The following is a 15,080-nucleotide window of genomic DNA, read 5'->3' as shown; positions in this document are numbered from 1 at the left end:
CACGCATACAGCAGCGGGCACGGATTCAATTGAAACCGTGCCCGCTATCTGATGCTAGATTATATTATCGAACGTCTGTTCTATTCCAACTCAATAGTAAAAAAGCTCTCTCCAGTTTGTTCCAGTTTGCCGCAGTTTGTCTTGGTTTGCCCTAATGCGGCTCAGTCTCAAAAATGCCCGCGAATCCATGGGGTCATATCTGGGTCACGGTTTTTCGGGTCATCCGGGTCGTTTTCCTGGGTCACGCTAGGTCACGGCAAACTGCGAGCAGCAACTTATGGGCACATGGACATTATATTCCAAGGGAGGGCAAGGTAGAGAAGCCTCTACAGTGGCTACGACGGATCCTCGATCTTCGACTTGTACAGCTCAATCAGAAGCTCCGAGCAGTCAATGCCCGCTGCCTCAAAAACGATCTTCAGCGTTTCGATTTTCACATAAGTTGAGCTTCCGGGATTGAAATAGATTCCCTCGCCAACTTTGAAGCAATAGTCGCTTTCCTTCCTTGAGAAATACCTTCCCGGGAAATCCGACCCCTCAGGGACGAACTTATGGAAGACGACTGGATCGAGCTCGTAAACCATGGAAAGCACGCCGCAGATCATGTCAACCCAGGTCTTCGCCGTGAAGCGGGAGCCCATGAAGCTGTATGCGGCGATCTGTCTGCCGGTAAACGAGAAGTCGTCGTCGAGGGCATGCTCCTCGTAGGCGTCGTTGCCCCACTCGAAGTTGGACTCGATGGATGGCCAAAGCTCAAGAAACCTCTTCTTCATGAGCTCATTGCGGGCCTCCAGCTGCTTCTCGCCCCAGGCCTCCTGCTCGCAGACGAAGTGGTTAATCCTGAAGCCAGACTGCTTGAAGCCGTTCTCCATGTCTCGCTTCTCGACAAAGCGCCTATTGCTGTATTTTGAGTTGTATGCGGTAAGCGTCAGATTTGCCATGCTGTTCAGCCACCTTGCGTGGATTTTTGCGAAGTCGTCGCCCAAATCCTGCTGCCAGCTTGTCGAAAGCGTCTGAGGCATGATGTGCTCGATGCTGAAAGACTCATCGCGAAGGTTGCCGACGACGTTGACCCTCTCCAGGCTGTCTCCGTTTTCAAGTCGATCGAAGAGGTAGTACTTGTAACCTCCAATCCTGTAGAAGTCCCTCTCTTCAAACGCCTGCATAAACTCGGCGTCATCTGGGAAATGTCCGCTGCCCTCCTTGGAGAGGAGAACCTTGTTCAATACGTCAGGATATGAACCGCCATCTTTGACACCTCTCAGGACCTCGCTGTGCAGGGTCTCGAAGACCTTGTTGAGCGCATTGGTGGGGACCTTGCAGACCCAGCGCCTGAAAAGGTAGGTCTCGACGGATTTGAGCGCCTCAATCACCTGCTGGTCGCTGATTTCTCCACAGCGTCTGTATTCGAATAGATTCAGGGTGAACGGGTTCATGACGCTCATGTCCAGCAGAATAAGTCGCCTCAAAACAACATCAAGCCCATGGTTTCCGGAATCAGCAGCGTTAATCGCCTTGTAGTGCTTTGAGTACTTAAGAAGCTCCTCAAGTAGAGCTTTCGTATCGAATGCCTCCGCTTTTACATAGTCTTTAAACACGGAATAGACTTTCTTGATTGCGGGGGTCTTCCTGCGGACGGCAGCAAGCCAATCACGAGCAAAGGAGCTTACGTCGTAGCCGGTGTTCTTTTCGATCTCGTTCCAGTATTTCTCGTAGTATTCCTCCTGCATTTGGGCGTCGAGGCCCATAAGGATGAAGTTGCGAATCTTGTCGCCCTCGTTGAGGTCGAGGCCAGTCGAGTTGAGACTTTCGAAGATGCGCTGGGCGTCATCTTCCTTGTCGAGCTTGATGTCGATGATCATCAGGCGCTCGATGGCCTCGCGCAGCTGGTCGGCCGTAAGCTTTGTCTTGTCGATTCGGCCGCAGAAATAGATGTAATTCTGGGTTACGTTGGAGTCCTGGATGAATTTCTCTGCGTCGGCGGAGTAGATTGCTTCAAAGGCGGCCTGATCGTCCTTGATGAGCTTCAGCTTCAGTTTTCGCTCGGACTTATGCCATTTGTCGATGAGGTATTCCTCGTTGATCATGTCGGCCAGATTGTCGTCCTCAGAAGAGATGGCACCTTCCCTGAGCTTGCTCACGAGGGCAAGCAGGAGAAGGTATGACGTGGTGATCCTCTGTTGGCCATCGATGACGATGCGTGTGTCGGGGCCATCTGCCTTGGAGACGATGCTTCCAAAGAAATGACTCTCCACGCCTTCGGAAATGACATCCTCGAGGTCGTCGAACAATTGCTTGCAGTTTTCGATCCTCCAGTCGTAGTTGCGCTGATAGACGGGGATTACAAATCGAGTTTTCGTGCCTTCGAGCAAGTTAAGAAGGTATCGTTCTTCGCCTTTCATCTGTTACTCCTAGATAATCTTTGCTAAACGCGGGAGCGAGTTAAATCCCCAGCTTCTTCTAATGAGAACTTGATAGGAATGCTGGTATTTAGAATTGTTTCTGTCTTTGCACCAAATCATGTAGACCAAGGCCTCGAGGAGCTCGTGCCTTGCACTCACCCTGTCTTCGTCGGAAGGGATCTTTCCCTCCTCGAACTTTATATACGACCCCCATGTTGCATCCATGAACTCCATCGCCGCTTCGCTCTTAGAGAACGCATGGTAAAGAGGCTCTATTTCAAATTTCTGAACCACGGAGGCAAACGCGTCGGCGTCAAATAATTTCAAGGCGAGCATAATCGGGACCAGACCGGCATCGGCAAACGCTCGAACCCAGTCGCCTTCAAATCCATCGCGGTTTTCCAATACTAAAGGGCGAACTCTGAAAAGCTCAGTCAGATACCTGTTGGCGTCCCTCATCGTCATTCCGTATGCTTCTGCAAGCTCATACGCAATTACGTCAAAGCGGTTGGAGGTTTTTATGAAGCCGTTCGCTTCTAGCTGCTTAAAGCTATCGACTTTTCTTAGGGGGGATAGTCAGATCGTAGAAACGCGACAAGTAACGTCGGCCGTCAAAACCTTGCCCATACGTGCCTTCAACAACATGTGATAGCTGATTGGCGTTGACCGAATATACGATGACTACCCGATCATCTGCAAACAGATTCTTCAACTGCTCGAGCACCTTCATTGCAAAAGAAGGACGGCAACGGTCGAGCTCATCGACAATGAGAAGCAATGTGTTGGCTTTTTCGGGGAGAGCTACATCCACCAGGTTTGAAACAGAGGACCTTAGCGTTTCTCTGTCGCGATAAGCCTGGATTAAATCTCTGCCCGAAAAAGCGTCTCTTAAAGAGCTGGCTCCGCCATGCCCGAAGACCCCCAATATGGCGTCGAGTGTTCCGGCAATCTTTTCACCAGCTTCGGTGTCGCTGCGAAAAGAGGCGCATGCATCGCCTTGGAGGGCTATAGATGCTGCAATCGAAGGCAGCGGATCATCCCAATGGTCATTTTCCCAGGCGTTGTAGTATACGGGCAAGAAGCTGTTCAGCTCCGTATAGGGTGCAAGCTCGCAATTGTTACCAAGCAATCCGTCGAGGTCTCCGTGAGACTCAAGAAAAGGATTAACCTCTTCAAGGATACAGGCCACCTGTCTAACGAAGAATGTCTTCCCGCTTCCCCAATCAGCGTCTACGAACAGGGAAAACCCGCCTTCGATGGATTTGAGTATCCCGGCAAACTCGGCGAGATCCCCATTCCTCCCGAGGGCGTCGTTGTGCAGCAGCTTAACAAGGGTGTCGCGTGTAGGTGCTGAATCGATTCTTCGCATGTTACTTACCCTAATCCCACTCAATAGTTAGAAACTATCTCCAGTTCGTTCCAGTTTGCCTCAGTTTGTCCCACTTGCATCCAGCCTCAATAATTGCCGCGAATCCAGACCTCGAAGGGTATCCTCTGCTCCCCCACGGCCTGCTTGAGGAACATGTTGATCGCCTGGGTGGTGCTGATGCCGAGCTCCGAGAAGAGCTTCGCAGCGTCGTCCCTCGTCTGCCTCTCCATGCGTACGGTGACGTTAACTGTCTCCATGCGGACCTCCTTGCCTCGTGTGTGCGCAATACGGCGATTGTACGCGCGGCAGGCGGCATGTTCCTGGAATCCGTCATGGTGTGACGGATATCCGTCACGTGGCGACTGGAATATGCCGTGATCCGCTCCCATATACAAAGATAGCACCCATGATGCAGCGCGCCATGGGTGCTATCTAGGTTGTCGTGCACGTATATTGCACATATTTTAACTATTCCCACTCGATCGTCGCGGGCGGCTTGGACGTAATGTCATAACACACGCGGTTGGCGCCGGGAACCTCGGCCACGATGCGGCCGGAAATGCGGGCCAGCACGTCGTAGGGCAGCTTGGCCCAATCGGCGGTCATGGCGTCACTGGACTCGACGGCGCGCAGGATGATCGGGCGCTGATAGGTGCGCTCGTCGCCCATAACGCCGACGGACTTGATGTCGGGCAGGACCGCAAAGTACTGCCAGCAGCTGTGCTCGGAGTTGCGCTCGCCGGTCTGCTCAAACAGGCGCTGGTTGTAGGCGTCGAGCTCCTCGCGCACGATAGCGTCGGCATTCTTGAGAATCTCGAGCTTCTCCTTGTCGACCGCACCGATGATGCGGATGGCCAAACCCGGGCCCGGGAAGGGCTGGCGGAACACGATGTGACCCGGCAGGCCCAGCGCCAGACCAAGCGCGCGGACCTCGTCCTTAAAGAAGTGGTCGAGCGGCTCAATGAGGTCGAAGTGCACGCCCTCGGGGAACGGGATCAGGTTGTGGTGGCTCTTGATGGTGGCCGTCTTGCCGCCCGTCTTGCGAGCGCCGGACTCGATGATGTCGGGGTAGATGGTGCCCTGAGCCAGGTACTTGACCGGCTTGCCATCGGTCTCGAGCTGCTGCGCCACGGCGAAGAACTCTTTCCAGAACTGCGTACCGATGATGCGGCGCTTCTCCTCGGGTTCGGTCACGCCGGCCAGAAGCTCGGCATAACGGTCCTCGGCGTGGACGTGGATAAAGTCGACGTCAAACTGCTTGGTGAAGACCTCCTCCACCTGCTCGGGCTCGCCCTTGCGCAGCAGGCCGTGGTTGATGAACACGCAGGTCATCTGCTTGCCCACGGCGCGGGCGCCCAGCGCAGCCACGACGGAGGAGTCGACGCCGCCGGACAGGGCCAGAATCACGCGGTCGTCGCCGACCTTCTCGCGAAACTCGGCCGTCATGGTCTCGACCAGGTTGTCCATGCTCCAGTTGGGCTCCAGGCCGCAGATCTCAAACAGGAAGTTGCTCAGCAGCTGCTGACCGTACTCGGAATGCTTGACCTCGGGGTGGAACTGCGTGGTGAAGATTTTGCGCTCGACGCACTCCATGGCGGCAACCGGGCACACGTCGGTGCTGGCGGTAACGGTAAAGCCCTCGGGCACCTCGGACACGGCGTCGCGGTGGCTCATCCACACGGTCTGCTCCATGGGCGTGGAGTTAAAGAGCTTGGCGCCGGCAGTGCGCGTAATAGTGGCGCGGCCGTACTCGCCCACCTCGGAGTGACCGACCTTGCCGCCGAGCGTCACGGCCGTGATCTGATGGCCGTAGCAAAAGCCCAGGACGGGAAGGCCCAGGTCAAAGATGGCGGGGTCGATGGACGGAGCGTCCTCGGCATACACAGAAGCCGGGCCGCCGGAAAGGATGAGCGCAGAGGCGTTCATCTCGCGAATCTCGTCGGCCGAGATGTCGCAGGGGACAATCTCGGAATACACGTTGAGGTCGCGGACGCGACGGGCAATGAGCTGACCGTACTGCGCACCAAAGTCGAGTACGAGGACCTTTGCGGAAGCCTTTTGATCCATGGTTTCCCCTCCTGTTGGCGGGGAGCCGGTGCCCACCCGCGTGAATGAACGAAAATAACTTTCATAGTGTACACGTTATATGGGGTTTCTCGTCCCTCGCAGCCATCAGCGCACGGCAAACGCACGACCTGGGCCCTTATTTGACGGCAATTGAAGTGTTACTAAACGTTACAGATGATGTATTACGTTTGAACATTGGACGCCCTGTGCCACAATACTGCCGAACGACTCCGCCTCTGCGGCGGCAAATACGATAGGAATACCAGCATGAAGCGCATCCTTCTCATCGCCACGGGCGGCACCATCGCATCGACCGAGGACGGCAACGGCCTCTCCCCCGCCCTGACCGGTGAGGAGCTCGCCCAGAGCGTCCCCGAGATCTCGGGCCTCTGCGAGCTCGACGTCGTGCAGCCCATGAACATCGACAGCACCAATATGCGTCCGAGCGACTGGATGCGTATCCGCGACGTCATCGTCGAGGGTTATGCCGACCACGACGGCTTCGTGATTCTGCACGGCACCGACACCATGAGCTACACCGCGGCGGCGCTTTCCTATCTGATTCAGGACAGCCCCAAGCCCATCGTACTCACCGGCTCGCAAAAGCCCATGGGCAATCCCTTTACCGACGCCAAGCTCAACCTGTACCAGAGCCTGCTTTATGCGCTCGACGAGCACTCGCACGACGTCTCGATCGTGTTTGGCGGCGTAGCCATTGCCGGCACGCGCGCCCGCAAACAGCGCACCATGAGCTTTAACGCGTTCATTAGCGTCAACTATCCGCCTATCGCCTATATCCGCAACGACCGCATCGTGCGCAACGGGCTTCACGGCACGCATCAGGGCGAAAACCCGGTGCGTTTCTACGACAGCATCGACCCGCGCGTATTTGTCCTTAAGCTAACGCCTGGCGTGAACCCGGGTATCCTGGACGCCCTTGCCGACAGCTACGATGCTGTAATCCTGGAGACCTTTGGCATTGGCGGTATCCCCGAGTTTGGCGAGTCGGGCGAGTCGTTCCAAGAGGCGATTTTCCGCTGGGTCGATTCGGGCCGCACCGTCGTTATGACCACGCAGGTCCCCGAAGAGGGCCTTGACCTGGGTGTTTATGAGGTCGGCCGTGCCTACGCCGATCATCCGGGCATTTTGCGCGGCGACGACATGACCACCGAGACGCTCGTGGCCAAGACCATGTGGGCGCTCGGCCAGTCACGCGATGCCGCCGAGATCCAGCGCCTGTTCTACAGCCAAGTCAACCACGACCGCATCCCGATGGCGTAATCCCTAAGGCAGCTCCACTTATCGCAGCCTTAAACGACAGGTGGTCCCCCTCGGGCCGTGCAAAAATCGGAGTATTCTGCAATTTCTCCTCCGGAGGCATAGAATCGGCCGATTATTAGACGAACTTTTAGGACGAAGGGTCCGTCTAGTAAATATTTATTCCTCATTTTTATTTAGAGTGTGGATTATCTACTGTCAAAAAGGCAAAGCCAGCCGCTCGAGCTACCATCTACGGCCGAACTGGTGCTGAATACTCGCGATTTTGCACATCGCAACCAGGGGGACCCGCCCAAAGAGCGTCAAATACAGCGGGGGAACGCCCTATTCGATCCCCTCGAGAAGCTCTGACACCGTCATGCCGAGTGCGGGCGCGATCTTAAATAGAACCTTGAGCGTGAAATTTGCCGTCCCATCTTCGATTCGGTCGAGGTAGGGTCGGCTGATTCCTGTCGCCACACAAAAATCGACCTTGGAGATACCAAGGTCCCTGCGCGTCTGCTCGACTCGCTTGCCAAGAATCTGTTTCGCACGTTCGTCCATGCAGCCGAGTTTGAAATGGAGCTGAACAAAAACGTAAACTATAGTTTACGTTTAAACGAATACACAGGAGTTTTCTATGTCGGGTTCTTCGGTCCGCATGTACCGAGCCATGCTTCGCACAAACAGCGCACCGCCCAAGCTCGTCGTCGTTGAAGCCGAATGCCTTTCGCCCGATGAGCGCACAGCATTTGCATTGCTATCAAGTCGCGTCGCCGCCGTTCTGGTCCCTTGCCCGGCGCAAGGTGAACTTGCCATCCAATGCCAAGCGCACAGCTGCTCGCTCAATCAGGCTGCCGTAATCGCAACCAGCCAACGTGGTCTGCCCCTTCTCCTGGAAGCCGGTATCGCACTCGCCCTTCGCGGCGCCGGATACGAAAACGAGGCCGCCGCCGACATGGTCTTTAAACCACGATCGAGCGGCGGCCTCGCAGCAGCCCTTGAATATGCGTGCAGGCTCGTTGCCTAAAAGGACAGGCTAGAAACCAAAGCCAAAGCCCGTTCCGGTAATCGCCGAGTACATAAAGTAAACGTTGACCACGTTGAGGAACACACCTGTGATGCAACCGTTACGCAGGTAGCGCTCACACACGATGCGCGCCATGGCGGCGGAGTCATCATTGTTTTTAGCCTGGCGTCCTGCCGTAAAGTACGTCGCCACGCTCAGCAGCAGGTTGAGCACCGGCAGTGCCAGCAACTCGTAACTCTTGCCCCAGCGCGTCACCTCGCCGGCGGCATTAAACTTTGTTGCCAACTCGGGACCAATGTTGGGGATAACACACGCTGCGACCACCAGCGGAATCACCGCAAGTACGAGCAGTGCAATACCCATGTAGCCGGCTTTTTTACCATATTTAAACATGCGCGTCATCCTTACACGTTAAAGCGGAAGTGCACGACGTCGCCATCGGCCATGACATAGTCCTTGCCCTCAATACGCAGCTTGCCGGCGGCCTTGGCGCCCTGCTCACCGCCGAGCTCGATGTAGTCGTCATAGCCAATGACCTCGGCCTTAATAAAGCCGCGCTCAAAGTCGGTGTGGATGACGCCGGCGGCCTGCGGGGCGGTCGCGCCCTGACGAACCGTCCAGGCCTTGACCTCCATCTCGCCGGCCGTAAAGAACGACTGCAGGCCAAGCAGCTTATAGGCCGCCTGTGCGAGCACGTCCAGGCCGGGCTGCTCCAAGCCCAAGCTCTCCAGGTAGTCGGCGGCGTCCTCGGGATCGAGCTCGGAAAGCTCGGCCTCGATCTTGGCGCAGATGGGCAGCGGCTTAACACCATCGATGGGCGCCAGATCGTCGTTGAGCATATCCTCGTCCACGTTGGCCACATACAGGATGGGCTTCATAGTGAGCAGGAACAGGCCCTTGGCAGCGGCGCGCTCCTCGTCGGTCATCTCCATGGACGCGGCGCGCTTGCCCTCGTTGAGCCAGGCAAGCAGACGCTTGGCGACCTCGAACTTGGGCATGAGCTCCTTGTCGCGCTTGGCCTCCTTCTCGAGCTTGGGCAGCTGCTTCTCGAGCGTGCCCATGTCGGCCAGGATGAGCTCGGTCATGATGGTATCGGCGTCACCGGCGGGATCGACGAACTCGCCCGTGCGGCCCACCTCACGCATGACGTTGGGGTCTTTAAAGTAGCGCACGACCTCGTAGATGGCGTCGGTCTCGCGAATGTTGGCCAGGAACTGATTGCCCAGGCCCTCGCCCTCGTTGGCACCCTTCACCAGGCCAGCGATGTCGACGAACTCGACCGTCGCCGGCACGATGCGACCCGGGTTAACGATGTCGGCGAGCTTTTGCAGGCGGCTATCGGGCACATCGACGATACCCACGTTGGGGTCGATCGTGGCGAACGGGTAGTTGGCGGCAAGGCCGGTCTTTTTGGTAAGCGCGGTGAACAGCGTCGACTTGCCCACGTTGGGCAGGCCCACGATACCGATGGAAAGGGACACGACAGCTCCTTTTGGTACAGGTACTTCAAACTGCATAAGTATAGCGCCGCCGCAGCATCTGGGCTAACCCGGACGCCACGGCGGCACGAATGAAGCAGAGATAGGGGTCGCTGACTAGTCCGCGAGTTTCTCCACCTGATCGAGCATCTTGTCGAGCTTGGCCTTCGCCTCAGCCTTGACCTTCTGGGCTTCTTCGTGGGCCTTAGCCTTCTGGGCGGCCTTTTCCTCGGCCTCGGGATCGACGACGACCAGGTTGGATGCATCATGTTCAACCAACTTAAGCGCATGCTCGGGGCACACCTTGACGCAGGCTCCGCAGCCTAGGCAATACGTGGACTCCAGTGCAAAGCGGCCGCTTCCCACCAGGTCACAGGCAAACGTGGGGCACACGTTGACGCACTCGCCGCACGACGTGCACTTGTCAAAATCGCATTCCGGCGTGCTCACCTGCATGTTCTGGGCAAGCTCGGGGTGGTTTTGCAACGTCGAGAGCACCAGTTGGCGCCCGTGCGTGAGCAAACGGCGACGCTTGGCCGACGTGGTACCGCACATGGTGTTGAGCGTACGCTCAAGCTGCGTGATCTGGTGACGGTGGGCCTTCAACTTCTGCGTCACCGAGGCCAGCGCCGCCGTTGCCGGATTGAGCTTGGTCACCGTCAGGCCCGTGGTGCGGGCAATCTTATCCATGTACTCCTTGCGCTCGTACTCGCGGCGCTTATGACATTTGAGGCTCTTGGGGTCGACCTCCAGGCCCATGCCCGTACCGGCCCACTCCTCGGCGGTGGCGATGGCCTCGCCCAGAATATCCTCGCCACCGGTGTTGCGGCACTTATCGCACACGCCCAACGGCAGGTACACGCTCACGTTGGGATAGTCGGCCAGCACCGAGAACCAGGTCTCGGCCGTAATATCGCCCACGCAGGCGACGACGACCTCGTTTTCGCGCGGCATGCGCTTGAGGGCGCGCGTGCAAGTGACGTAGGCGGTCTCGTGGCTCGTAGCTGCAGAGACAATGTCGTCGTAAAGGTTTTTGGGCGCCAGGCGCGGCGAGATGATCGCCTCGGTCGGACAGGCAGCGGCGCACAGGCCGCACTTGCGACAGGAGTCGAGGATCTCGATGGCGTCTTCCTCGACCTCGATAGCGTTGACCGGGCACACATCCATGCACGCGGTGCAGCCGCTCTTTTCGTTTTTGCAGGTCAGGCACGGAATGGTGTTGCCGCGCGGACGCTCCTTGTAGTCGGCAGGATTCCACTGCGGCGCCGACGGATCGAGTGCGTCGGTCACACCGCCAAGCGGGTTTTTAAGAAAGTCGAAACCCTTGCTGATTTCGATAATGTCATCAAACAGATCGTGTTCCTGCGCCATGCGCGGCCCCTCCCTGAGCAGTGCAAACAAGCAAGAGATAATGATACGCCATCGGCCCGTGCCTCGAGCAAATTACACGCGGAGCACCTTTGGGACAAATAGCCTATGGCCTATCGCCGCCTCGATTGCACAAGGTCAATCAAGCGCCAAACTATGCCTCGCACATGAGCTGCACGAGCTTTTGTTTGGTCACCTTGGCCTGCTCGTTGGCCATATTACGCTCGTTTCTAAAGGCCGCATTTGCAACACTCTGCAGGTCGGCATCGGAAATCTCGCCAAGGCCCAGATCCTCGAGCGTCGTCGGCAGGCCGACGCGCTGGCAAAACTCGAGCACCTGTTCAAGCTCGGGAGCACGCTCCAAACGAAGCTGAACCACCAGGCCAAATGCCACGGCCTCACCATGCATGGCCTTGCACTCGGGCAGAATCGTCAGGCCGTTGGCGATCGCATGCGCCAGCGCCAAACCGCCACTCTCAAAGCCAACGCCCGAAAGCAGAATATTGCACTCGATCAGACGCTCAACCGCTGGCGATGTACGCCCCTTTTTGAGATCGCGCTTGGCAGCGACGCCGCACTCCATAAGTGTGTCATAGCAGGCACGAGCCGCGACCAGGGCCAAGTGCCCCGGCGCGCCACCGTGCTCGTTGGCGCCGTGCGCCGCGGCACACGAACGCGCCTCGAAGTACGTTGCCAGCGCATCGCCCATACCAGCGACCGTCATACGCAGTGGGGCCGCTGCGACCACGTTGGTATCGACCACGACCAGATCTGGATTCTTCTCGAGCATCAGGTAGCGGTCGAACGACCCATCCTCGTGATACAGCACCGAAATCGCACTGCACGGACCGTCCATCGAAGCCGCCGTGGGGCATACGCACAACGGCAACTCGGCATAAAACGCTACTGCCTTGGCGATATCGAGCATCTTGCCGCCGCCAATGCCCACCACCATGTCGCAATACTCAGCCTGGGCTTCCTTAGCCATTTCGGCAACAGCCTCTTCCGTACACGGACCGTTGTAAATCTTAAAGAACGGCTCGCTTAGATCTTCATCCAGAAATCCATCGACGATCTGCCTGCACAGCCGATCCTCGGTGCCCTGGTCAAATAAGACATAGGCAGCGCAGCCCAACCATGACAAATACCTGCCCTGACGCGAAAGTTCGCCCGGCCCCTGAACATACCGACCGGGACCGCCGTAAACCATAGGAAGCGCCATACGAGAATCCGCCCTTCATCAAACAACGATTGGTGCAAAGTAACCTGCCCCCTTTGCACCAACTTGGTGCGATGGGGTCAGGTTGGTTTGCACCATAGCAAAAAGGGGCAAAGCCGTCTGCTGGCTTTGCCCCTTCCTTAGCTTGATTTACTCATCCATAAGGTAGTAGTGACCCAGCGCGTCGGCACCCAGGATGGCGTTTGCGACCATCTCGGGCGTCACCTCAAACGGCATGTTGCACATGGTGTCATCGGGCGCGCAGGCGGCCTCGGCAACAATCATGGCCTGCTCGCGCGTAAGCTCGGCAACGCCAAGTTCCTTCATCGTGACCGGCAGGCCCAGCTCAATGCAGAAGCCCAAGACTTCCTCGAGTTTCTCAGTCGGAGCATCCTCGAGTACCAGCTGAACGATGGTGCCAAAGGCGACCTTCTCGCCGTGATACATGCCGTGGCACTCGGGCAGCATCGTCAGGCCATTGTGGATGGCATGAGCAGCAGCAAGGCCCGAGCTCTCAAAGCCAATGCCCGAAAGCAGCGTATTGGCCTCGATGATATGCTCGACGGCAGGCGTGAGCGCACCCTTCTCCAGCGCGACCTTGGCCTTGACGCCATCGGCCATAAGCGTCTCGTAGCAGAGCTTGGCAAGCGCCAGACCGGCCATGCCGCCTTTGCCACCAGCGCAGGTGCCACCGTCGGCATCGTGCGTCGCCTGGGCCTCAAAGTAGGTTGCGAGCGCATCGCCCATACCTGCCACCGTCAGGCGTACCGGGCTCGCCGCGATAACCGTCGTATCCATAAGAACGATATTGGGGTTCGCCTTAAGGAACAGGTACTTATCGAACTGGCCGTCATCGGTATAGAGCACGGAGAGCGCCGAGCACGGGGCATCGGTCGAAGCGATGGTGGGGCAAATGATGACCGGGGACTCCAGGTAGTAGGCGACGGCCTTGGCGGTGTCGAGGATCTTGCCGCCACCGACGCCGACGATGATGTCGCAGCCGTTGTCGCGCGCGAGCGCAACCAGGCGATCGACCTCGCTCTTGGAGCACTCGCCGTTAAAGTCCTCAAACAGCAGCTCGGCCTTAGCCTCGGCAAAACCACCCTCGATCTTGGCACCGACGCGCTTCTTGCCCGAAGGCGTCACGATGACGAGGGCCTTAGCGCCGAGCGGCTCGACATAGGAGCCGAGCTTGGCGAGCTCGTCCGGACCCTGGATGTACTTGCTGGGGCTATTGAAAATTGCAGCCATAACTATCCCATTCTCTAAAAGAAAAAAGAAAGGGGCTCCGTACGGATACGTGCGGAGCCCCTCGTTACGATAACAAGAGTCGATTAGAAATCGATGTCGGTGTCGTAGTAGCAGGCCTTGAGGATCTTCTCGAAGTCGGCAGCCTTGGTCTCACGCGGGTTCTCGGGCGTGCAGGCGTCGGTCTCGGCGTTCGCAGCGATCTCGGGCAGCTTGGCGAGGAACTCATCCTCGGAAACCATCTGCGGGTTCTCGGCGTCGACCTTCACGCCACCATTCGCGTAATCCTTGATGGACTGCGGAATGTTGAGCTGGTCATTGAGGTCGCGAATCTTCTGGACGAGCGCAGCGATGAGCTCCTCGTTGGTCTCGCCGGGAAGGTGCAGGATCTCCTTGGCCACGTAAGCGTAACGCTCAGCAGCACGCGGGTCCTTGGAGTTCCACTGGATAACCTTGCCCAGGTACATGGCGTTAGCGGCACCGTGGATGATGTGGCCGTTCTCGAAGGCAGCACCGGTCTTGTGAGCCATGGAGTGAACGATGCCGAGCAGGCCCGAGGAGAAGGCGATACCGGCGATGCACTGAGCCTCGTGCATGTGCTGACGGGCCTCATGGTCGCCAGCATAGGACTTGGGCAGCCACTCGACGATCTCGCGGATGCCGTGCAGGGCGTTGGCGTCGGTGAACATAGAGGCGCAGGTGGAAACGTAGGCCTCCATGCAGTGGGTCAGAGCATCCATGCCGGTGTGAGCGCACAGCTTGGCGGGCATGGTGTAGGTGAGCTCGGGGTCGACGATGGCGACATCAGGGGTGATGTTGAAGTCGGCCAGCGGGTACTTGATGCCCTTGGCGTAGTCGGTAATGACGGAGAACGCGGTAACCTCGGTAGCGGTGCCGGAGGTAGAGGAGATGGCGCAGAAATGAGCCTTCTGACGCAGCTCCGGGAAGCTGAACGGCTGGATGATGTTATCGAAGGACTCCTCGGGATACTCGTAGAAGACCCACATGGCCTTAGCGGCATCGATGGGCGAGCCGCCACCGATGGCGATAATCCAGTCGGGCTCGAACTCGCGCATGGCCTCGGCGCCCTTCATGACCGTCTCGATGGACGGGTCGGACTCGACGCCCTCGAACAGCTTGACCTCGAAACCGCCTTCCTTAAGGTCGTTCTCGACGTCCTGCAGGAACCCGCCGCGGCGCATAGAGCTGCCGCCAGAAACGATGATGGCCTTCTTGCCCTTGAGGTTCTTCACCTCGTGGCGAGCGCCCTCACCAAAGTACAGATCGCGAGGATTGGTAAAACGTCCCATACTGTGCCTCCTAAACAAGCCCCTCTTAGACTTGCGTATATAACGGAGCACCCAATTGGCTCCGTTAGGACCGGTTTGCGCGTTGCCGGCGATGACAATGCGCGATGTCTAAACGTCTCAACGCTCAGACAAACACTATTTTACCGTTCTGGTTGGTCAGTTATTCACCTAAAGCCGCCAATGATGAAACGTTTTTTCTATCCCTGAAGACCCTTGTGCGGCATTCATACTCCCAAGCTGGGCAAACGTTTTATCAAGGTTGACTACATATCCTGGGCAGGACTGTGCCCCTCCAAAATATGCACCGTTCGCCGCCAAAAATCGACCGTTTG

At 57.5% G+C, this 15,080-nt stretch carries 14 protein-coding genes; 2 read left to right on the top strand and 12 right to left on the bottom strand.

The genetic code is table 11. The features are described from left to right. Positions 1–335: 335 nt before the first annotated feature. The 5 genes from PMW70_RS05800 to guaA form a co-directional block, all read right to left on the bottom strand. The gene (locus PMW70_RS05800) at positions 336–2,402 is read right to left on the bottom strand and encodes a DUF262 domain-containing protein (protein ID WP_271744140.1); all 2,067 of its coding nucleotides are present in this window, start codon (positions 2,400–2,402) and stop codon (positions 336–338) included. A gap of 9 nt (positions 2,403–2,411) precedes the next feature. Continuing rightward, a complete protein-coding gene (locus PMW70_RS05795; protein ID WP_271744138.1) occupies positions 2,412–2,867 on the bottom strand; it encodes a hypothetical protein in 456 nt (151 codons plus the stop codon). Between the two features lie 85 nt (positions 2,868–2,952). After that, positions 2,953–3,771, bottom strand: coding sequence for a KAP family P-loop NTPase fold protein (locus tag PMW70_RS05790; protein ID WP_271744137.1), 819 nt, complete (start codon positions 3,769–3,771; stop codon positions 2,953–2,955). A gap of 86 nt (positions 3,772–3,857) precedes the next feature. Further along, positions 3,858–4,028 (bottom strand): type II toxin-antitoxin system RelB/DinJ family antitoxin, encoded by a 171-nt coding sequence (locus PMW70_RS05785; protein WP_271744136.1) that lies wholly within the window; start codon positions 4,026–4,028, stop codon positions 3,858–3,860. A gap of 211 nt (positions 4,029–4,239) precedes the next feature. Then, positions 4,240–5,838, bottom strand: coding sequence for a glutamine-hydrolyzing GMP synthase (guaA, locus tag PMW70_RS05780; RefSeq protein WP_035136929.1), 1,599 nt, complete (start codon positions 5,836–5,838; stop codon positions 4,240–4,242). Between the two features lie 267 nt (positions 5,839–6,105). Between guaA and PMW70_RS05775 the strand changes: the two genes are divergently transcribed. Then, a complete protein-coding gene (locus PMW70_RS05775) occupies positions 6,106–7,119 on the top strand; it encodes an asparaginase (RefSeq protein WP_055309953.1) in 1,014 nt (337 codons plus the stop codon). A 321-nt stretch (positions 7,120–7,440) separates the two neighbouring features. Here PMW70_RS05775 and PMW70_RS05770 read toward each other — a convergent pair whose 3' ends face one another. Then, positions 7,441–7,659, bottom strand: a complete 219-nt coding sequence (locus PMW70_RS05770; RefSeq protein ID WP_055251052.1) for a helix-turn-helix domain-containing protein — start codon at positions 7,657–7,659, stop codon at positions 7,441–7,443. 76 nt (positions 7,660–7,735) lie between these two features. Here PMW70_RS05770 and PMW70_RS05765 point away from each other — a divergent pair, with 76 nt between their 5' ends. Beyond that, positions 7,736–8,125 carry a hypothetical protein gene (locus PMW70_RS05765; RefSeq protein ID WP_118080962.1) on the top strand — a complete coding sequence of 130 codons (390 nt, stop codon included), beginning with the start codon at positions 7,736–7,738 and terminating at the stop codon, positions 8,123–8,125. 9 nt (positions 8,126–8,134) lie between these two features. Here the strand turns inward: PMW70_RS05765 and PMW70_RS05760 are convergent, their stop codons facing one another. The 6 genes from PMW70_RS05760 to PMW70_RS05735 all read right to left on the bottom strand — a co-directional run bounded on the left by PMW70_RS05760 (position 8,135) and on the right by PMW70_RS05735 (position 14,748). Beyond that, the gene (locus PMW70_RS05760) at positions 8,135–8,488 is read right to left on the bottom strand and encodes a DUF1648 domain-containing protein (RefSeq protein ID WP_271744134.1); all 354 of its coding nucleotides are present in this window, start codon (positions 8,486–8,488) and stop codon (positions 8,135–8,137) included. Positions 8,489–8,529: 41 nt separating this feature from the next. Continuing rightward, positions 8,530–9,606, bottom strand: a complete 1,077-nt coding sequence (gene ychF, locus PMW70_RS05755) for a redox-regulated ATPase YchF (protein ID WP_271744133.1) — start codon at positions 9,604–9,606, stop codon at positions 8,530–8,532. A 114-nt stretch (positions 9,607–9,720) separates the two neighbouring features. Further along, positions 9,721–10,974: a 4Fe-4S binding protein gene (locus PMW70_RS05750; RefSeq protein WP_271744132.1), complete on the bottom strand. Its 1,254-nt coding sequence runs from the start codon at positions 10,972–10,974 to the stop codon at positions 9,721–9,723. Between the two features lie 151 nt (positions 10,975–11,125). Next, positions 11,126–12,193 (bottom strand): glycerol dehydrogenase, encoded by a 1,068-nt coding sequence (locus PMW70_RS05745; protein WP_271744131.1) that lies wholly within the window; start codon positions 12,191–12,193, stop codon positions 11,126–11,128. A gap of 147 nt (positions 12,194–12,340) precedes the next feature. After that, positions 12,341–13,441, bottom strand: a complete 1,101-nt coding sequence (locus PMW70_RS05740; RefSeq protein WP_117635909.1) for a glycerol dehydrogenase — start codon at positions 13,439–13,441, stop codon at positions 12,341–12,343. Between the two features lie 83 nt (positions 13,442–13,524). Continuing rightward, positions 13,525–14,748, bottom strand: coding sequence for an iron-containing alcohol dehydrogenase (locus PMW70_RS05735; RefSeq protein WP_271744130.1), 1,224 nt, complete (start codon positions 14,746–14,748; stop codon positions 13,525–13,527). Between the last annotated feature and the right edge of the window lie 332 nt (positions 14,749–15,080).

The sequence above is a fragment of the Collinsella aerofaciens genome, from assembly GCF_028209625.1.
GTDB lineage: Bacteria > Actinomycetota > Coriobacteriia > Coriobacteriales > Coriobacteriaceae > Collinsella > Collinsella aerofaciens_AM.
The sequence above is the reverse complement of the archived record's forward strand: the minus strand, read 5'-3'. Positions and strand labels throughout refer to the sequence as shown.

Coding starts and splice junctions, on each gene's coding strand:
- PMW70_RS05800 (WP_271744140.1), bottom strand. CDS start 2,402: ATGAAAGGCGAAGAACGATACCTTCTTAACTTGCTCGAAGGCACGAAA.
- PMW70_RS05795 (WP_271744138.1), bottom strand. CDS start 2,867: ATGACGATGAGGGACGCCAACAGGTATCTGACTGAGCTTTTCAGAGTT.
- PMW70_RS05790 (WP_271744137.1), bottom strand. CDS start 3,771: ATGCGAAGAATCGATTCAGCACCTACACGCGACACCCTTGTTAAGCTG.
- PMW70_RS05785 (WP_271744136.1), bottom strand. CDS start 4,028: ATGGAGACAGTTAACGTCACCGTACGCATGGAGAGGCAGACGAGGGAC.
- guaA (WP_035136929.1), bottom strand. CDS start 5,838: ATGGATCAAAAGGCTTCCGCAAAGGTCCTCGTACTCGACTTTGGTGCG.
- PMW70_RS05775 (WP_055309953.1), top strand. CDS start 6,106: ATGAAGCGCATCCTTCTCATCGCCACGGGCGGCACCATCGCATCGACC.
- PMW70_RS05770 (WP_055251052.1), bottom strand. CDS start 7,659: ATGGACGAACGTGCGAAACAGATTCTTGGCAAGCGAGTCGAGCAGACG.
- PMW70_RS05765 (WP_118080962.1), top strand. CDS start 7,736: ATGTCGGGTTCTTCGGTCCGCATGTACCGAGCCATGCTTCGCACAAAC.
- PMW70_RS05760 (WP_271744134.1), bottom strand. CDS start 8,488: ATGGGTATTGCACTGCTCGTACTTGCGGTGATTCCGCTGGTGGTCGCA.
- PMW70_RS05750 (WP_271744132.1), bottom strand. CDS start 10,974: ATGGCGCAGGAACACGATCTGTTTGATGACATTATCGAAATCAGCAAG.
- PMW70_RS05745 (WP_271744131.1), bottom strand. CDS start 12,193: ATGGCGCTTCCTATGGTTTACGGCGGTCCCGGTCGGTATGTTCAGGGG.
- PMW70_RS05740 (WP_117635909.1), bottom strand. CDS start 13,441: ATGGCTGCAATTTTCAATAGCCCCAGCAAGTACATCCAGGGTCCGGAC.
- PMW70_RS05735 (WP_271744130.1), bottom strand. CDS start 14,748: ATGGGACGTTTTACCAATCCTCGCGATCTGTACTTTGGTGAGGGCGCT.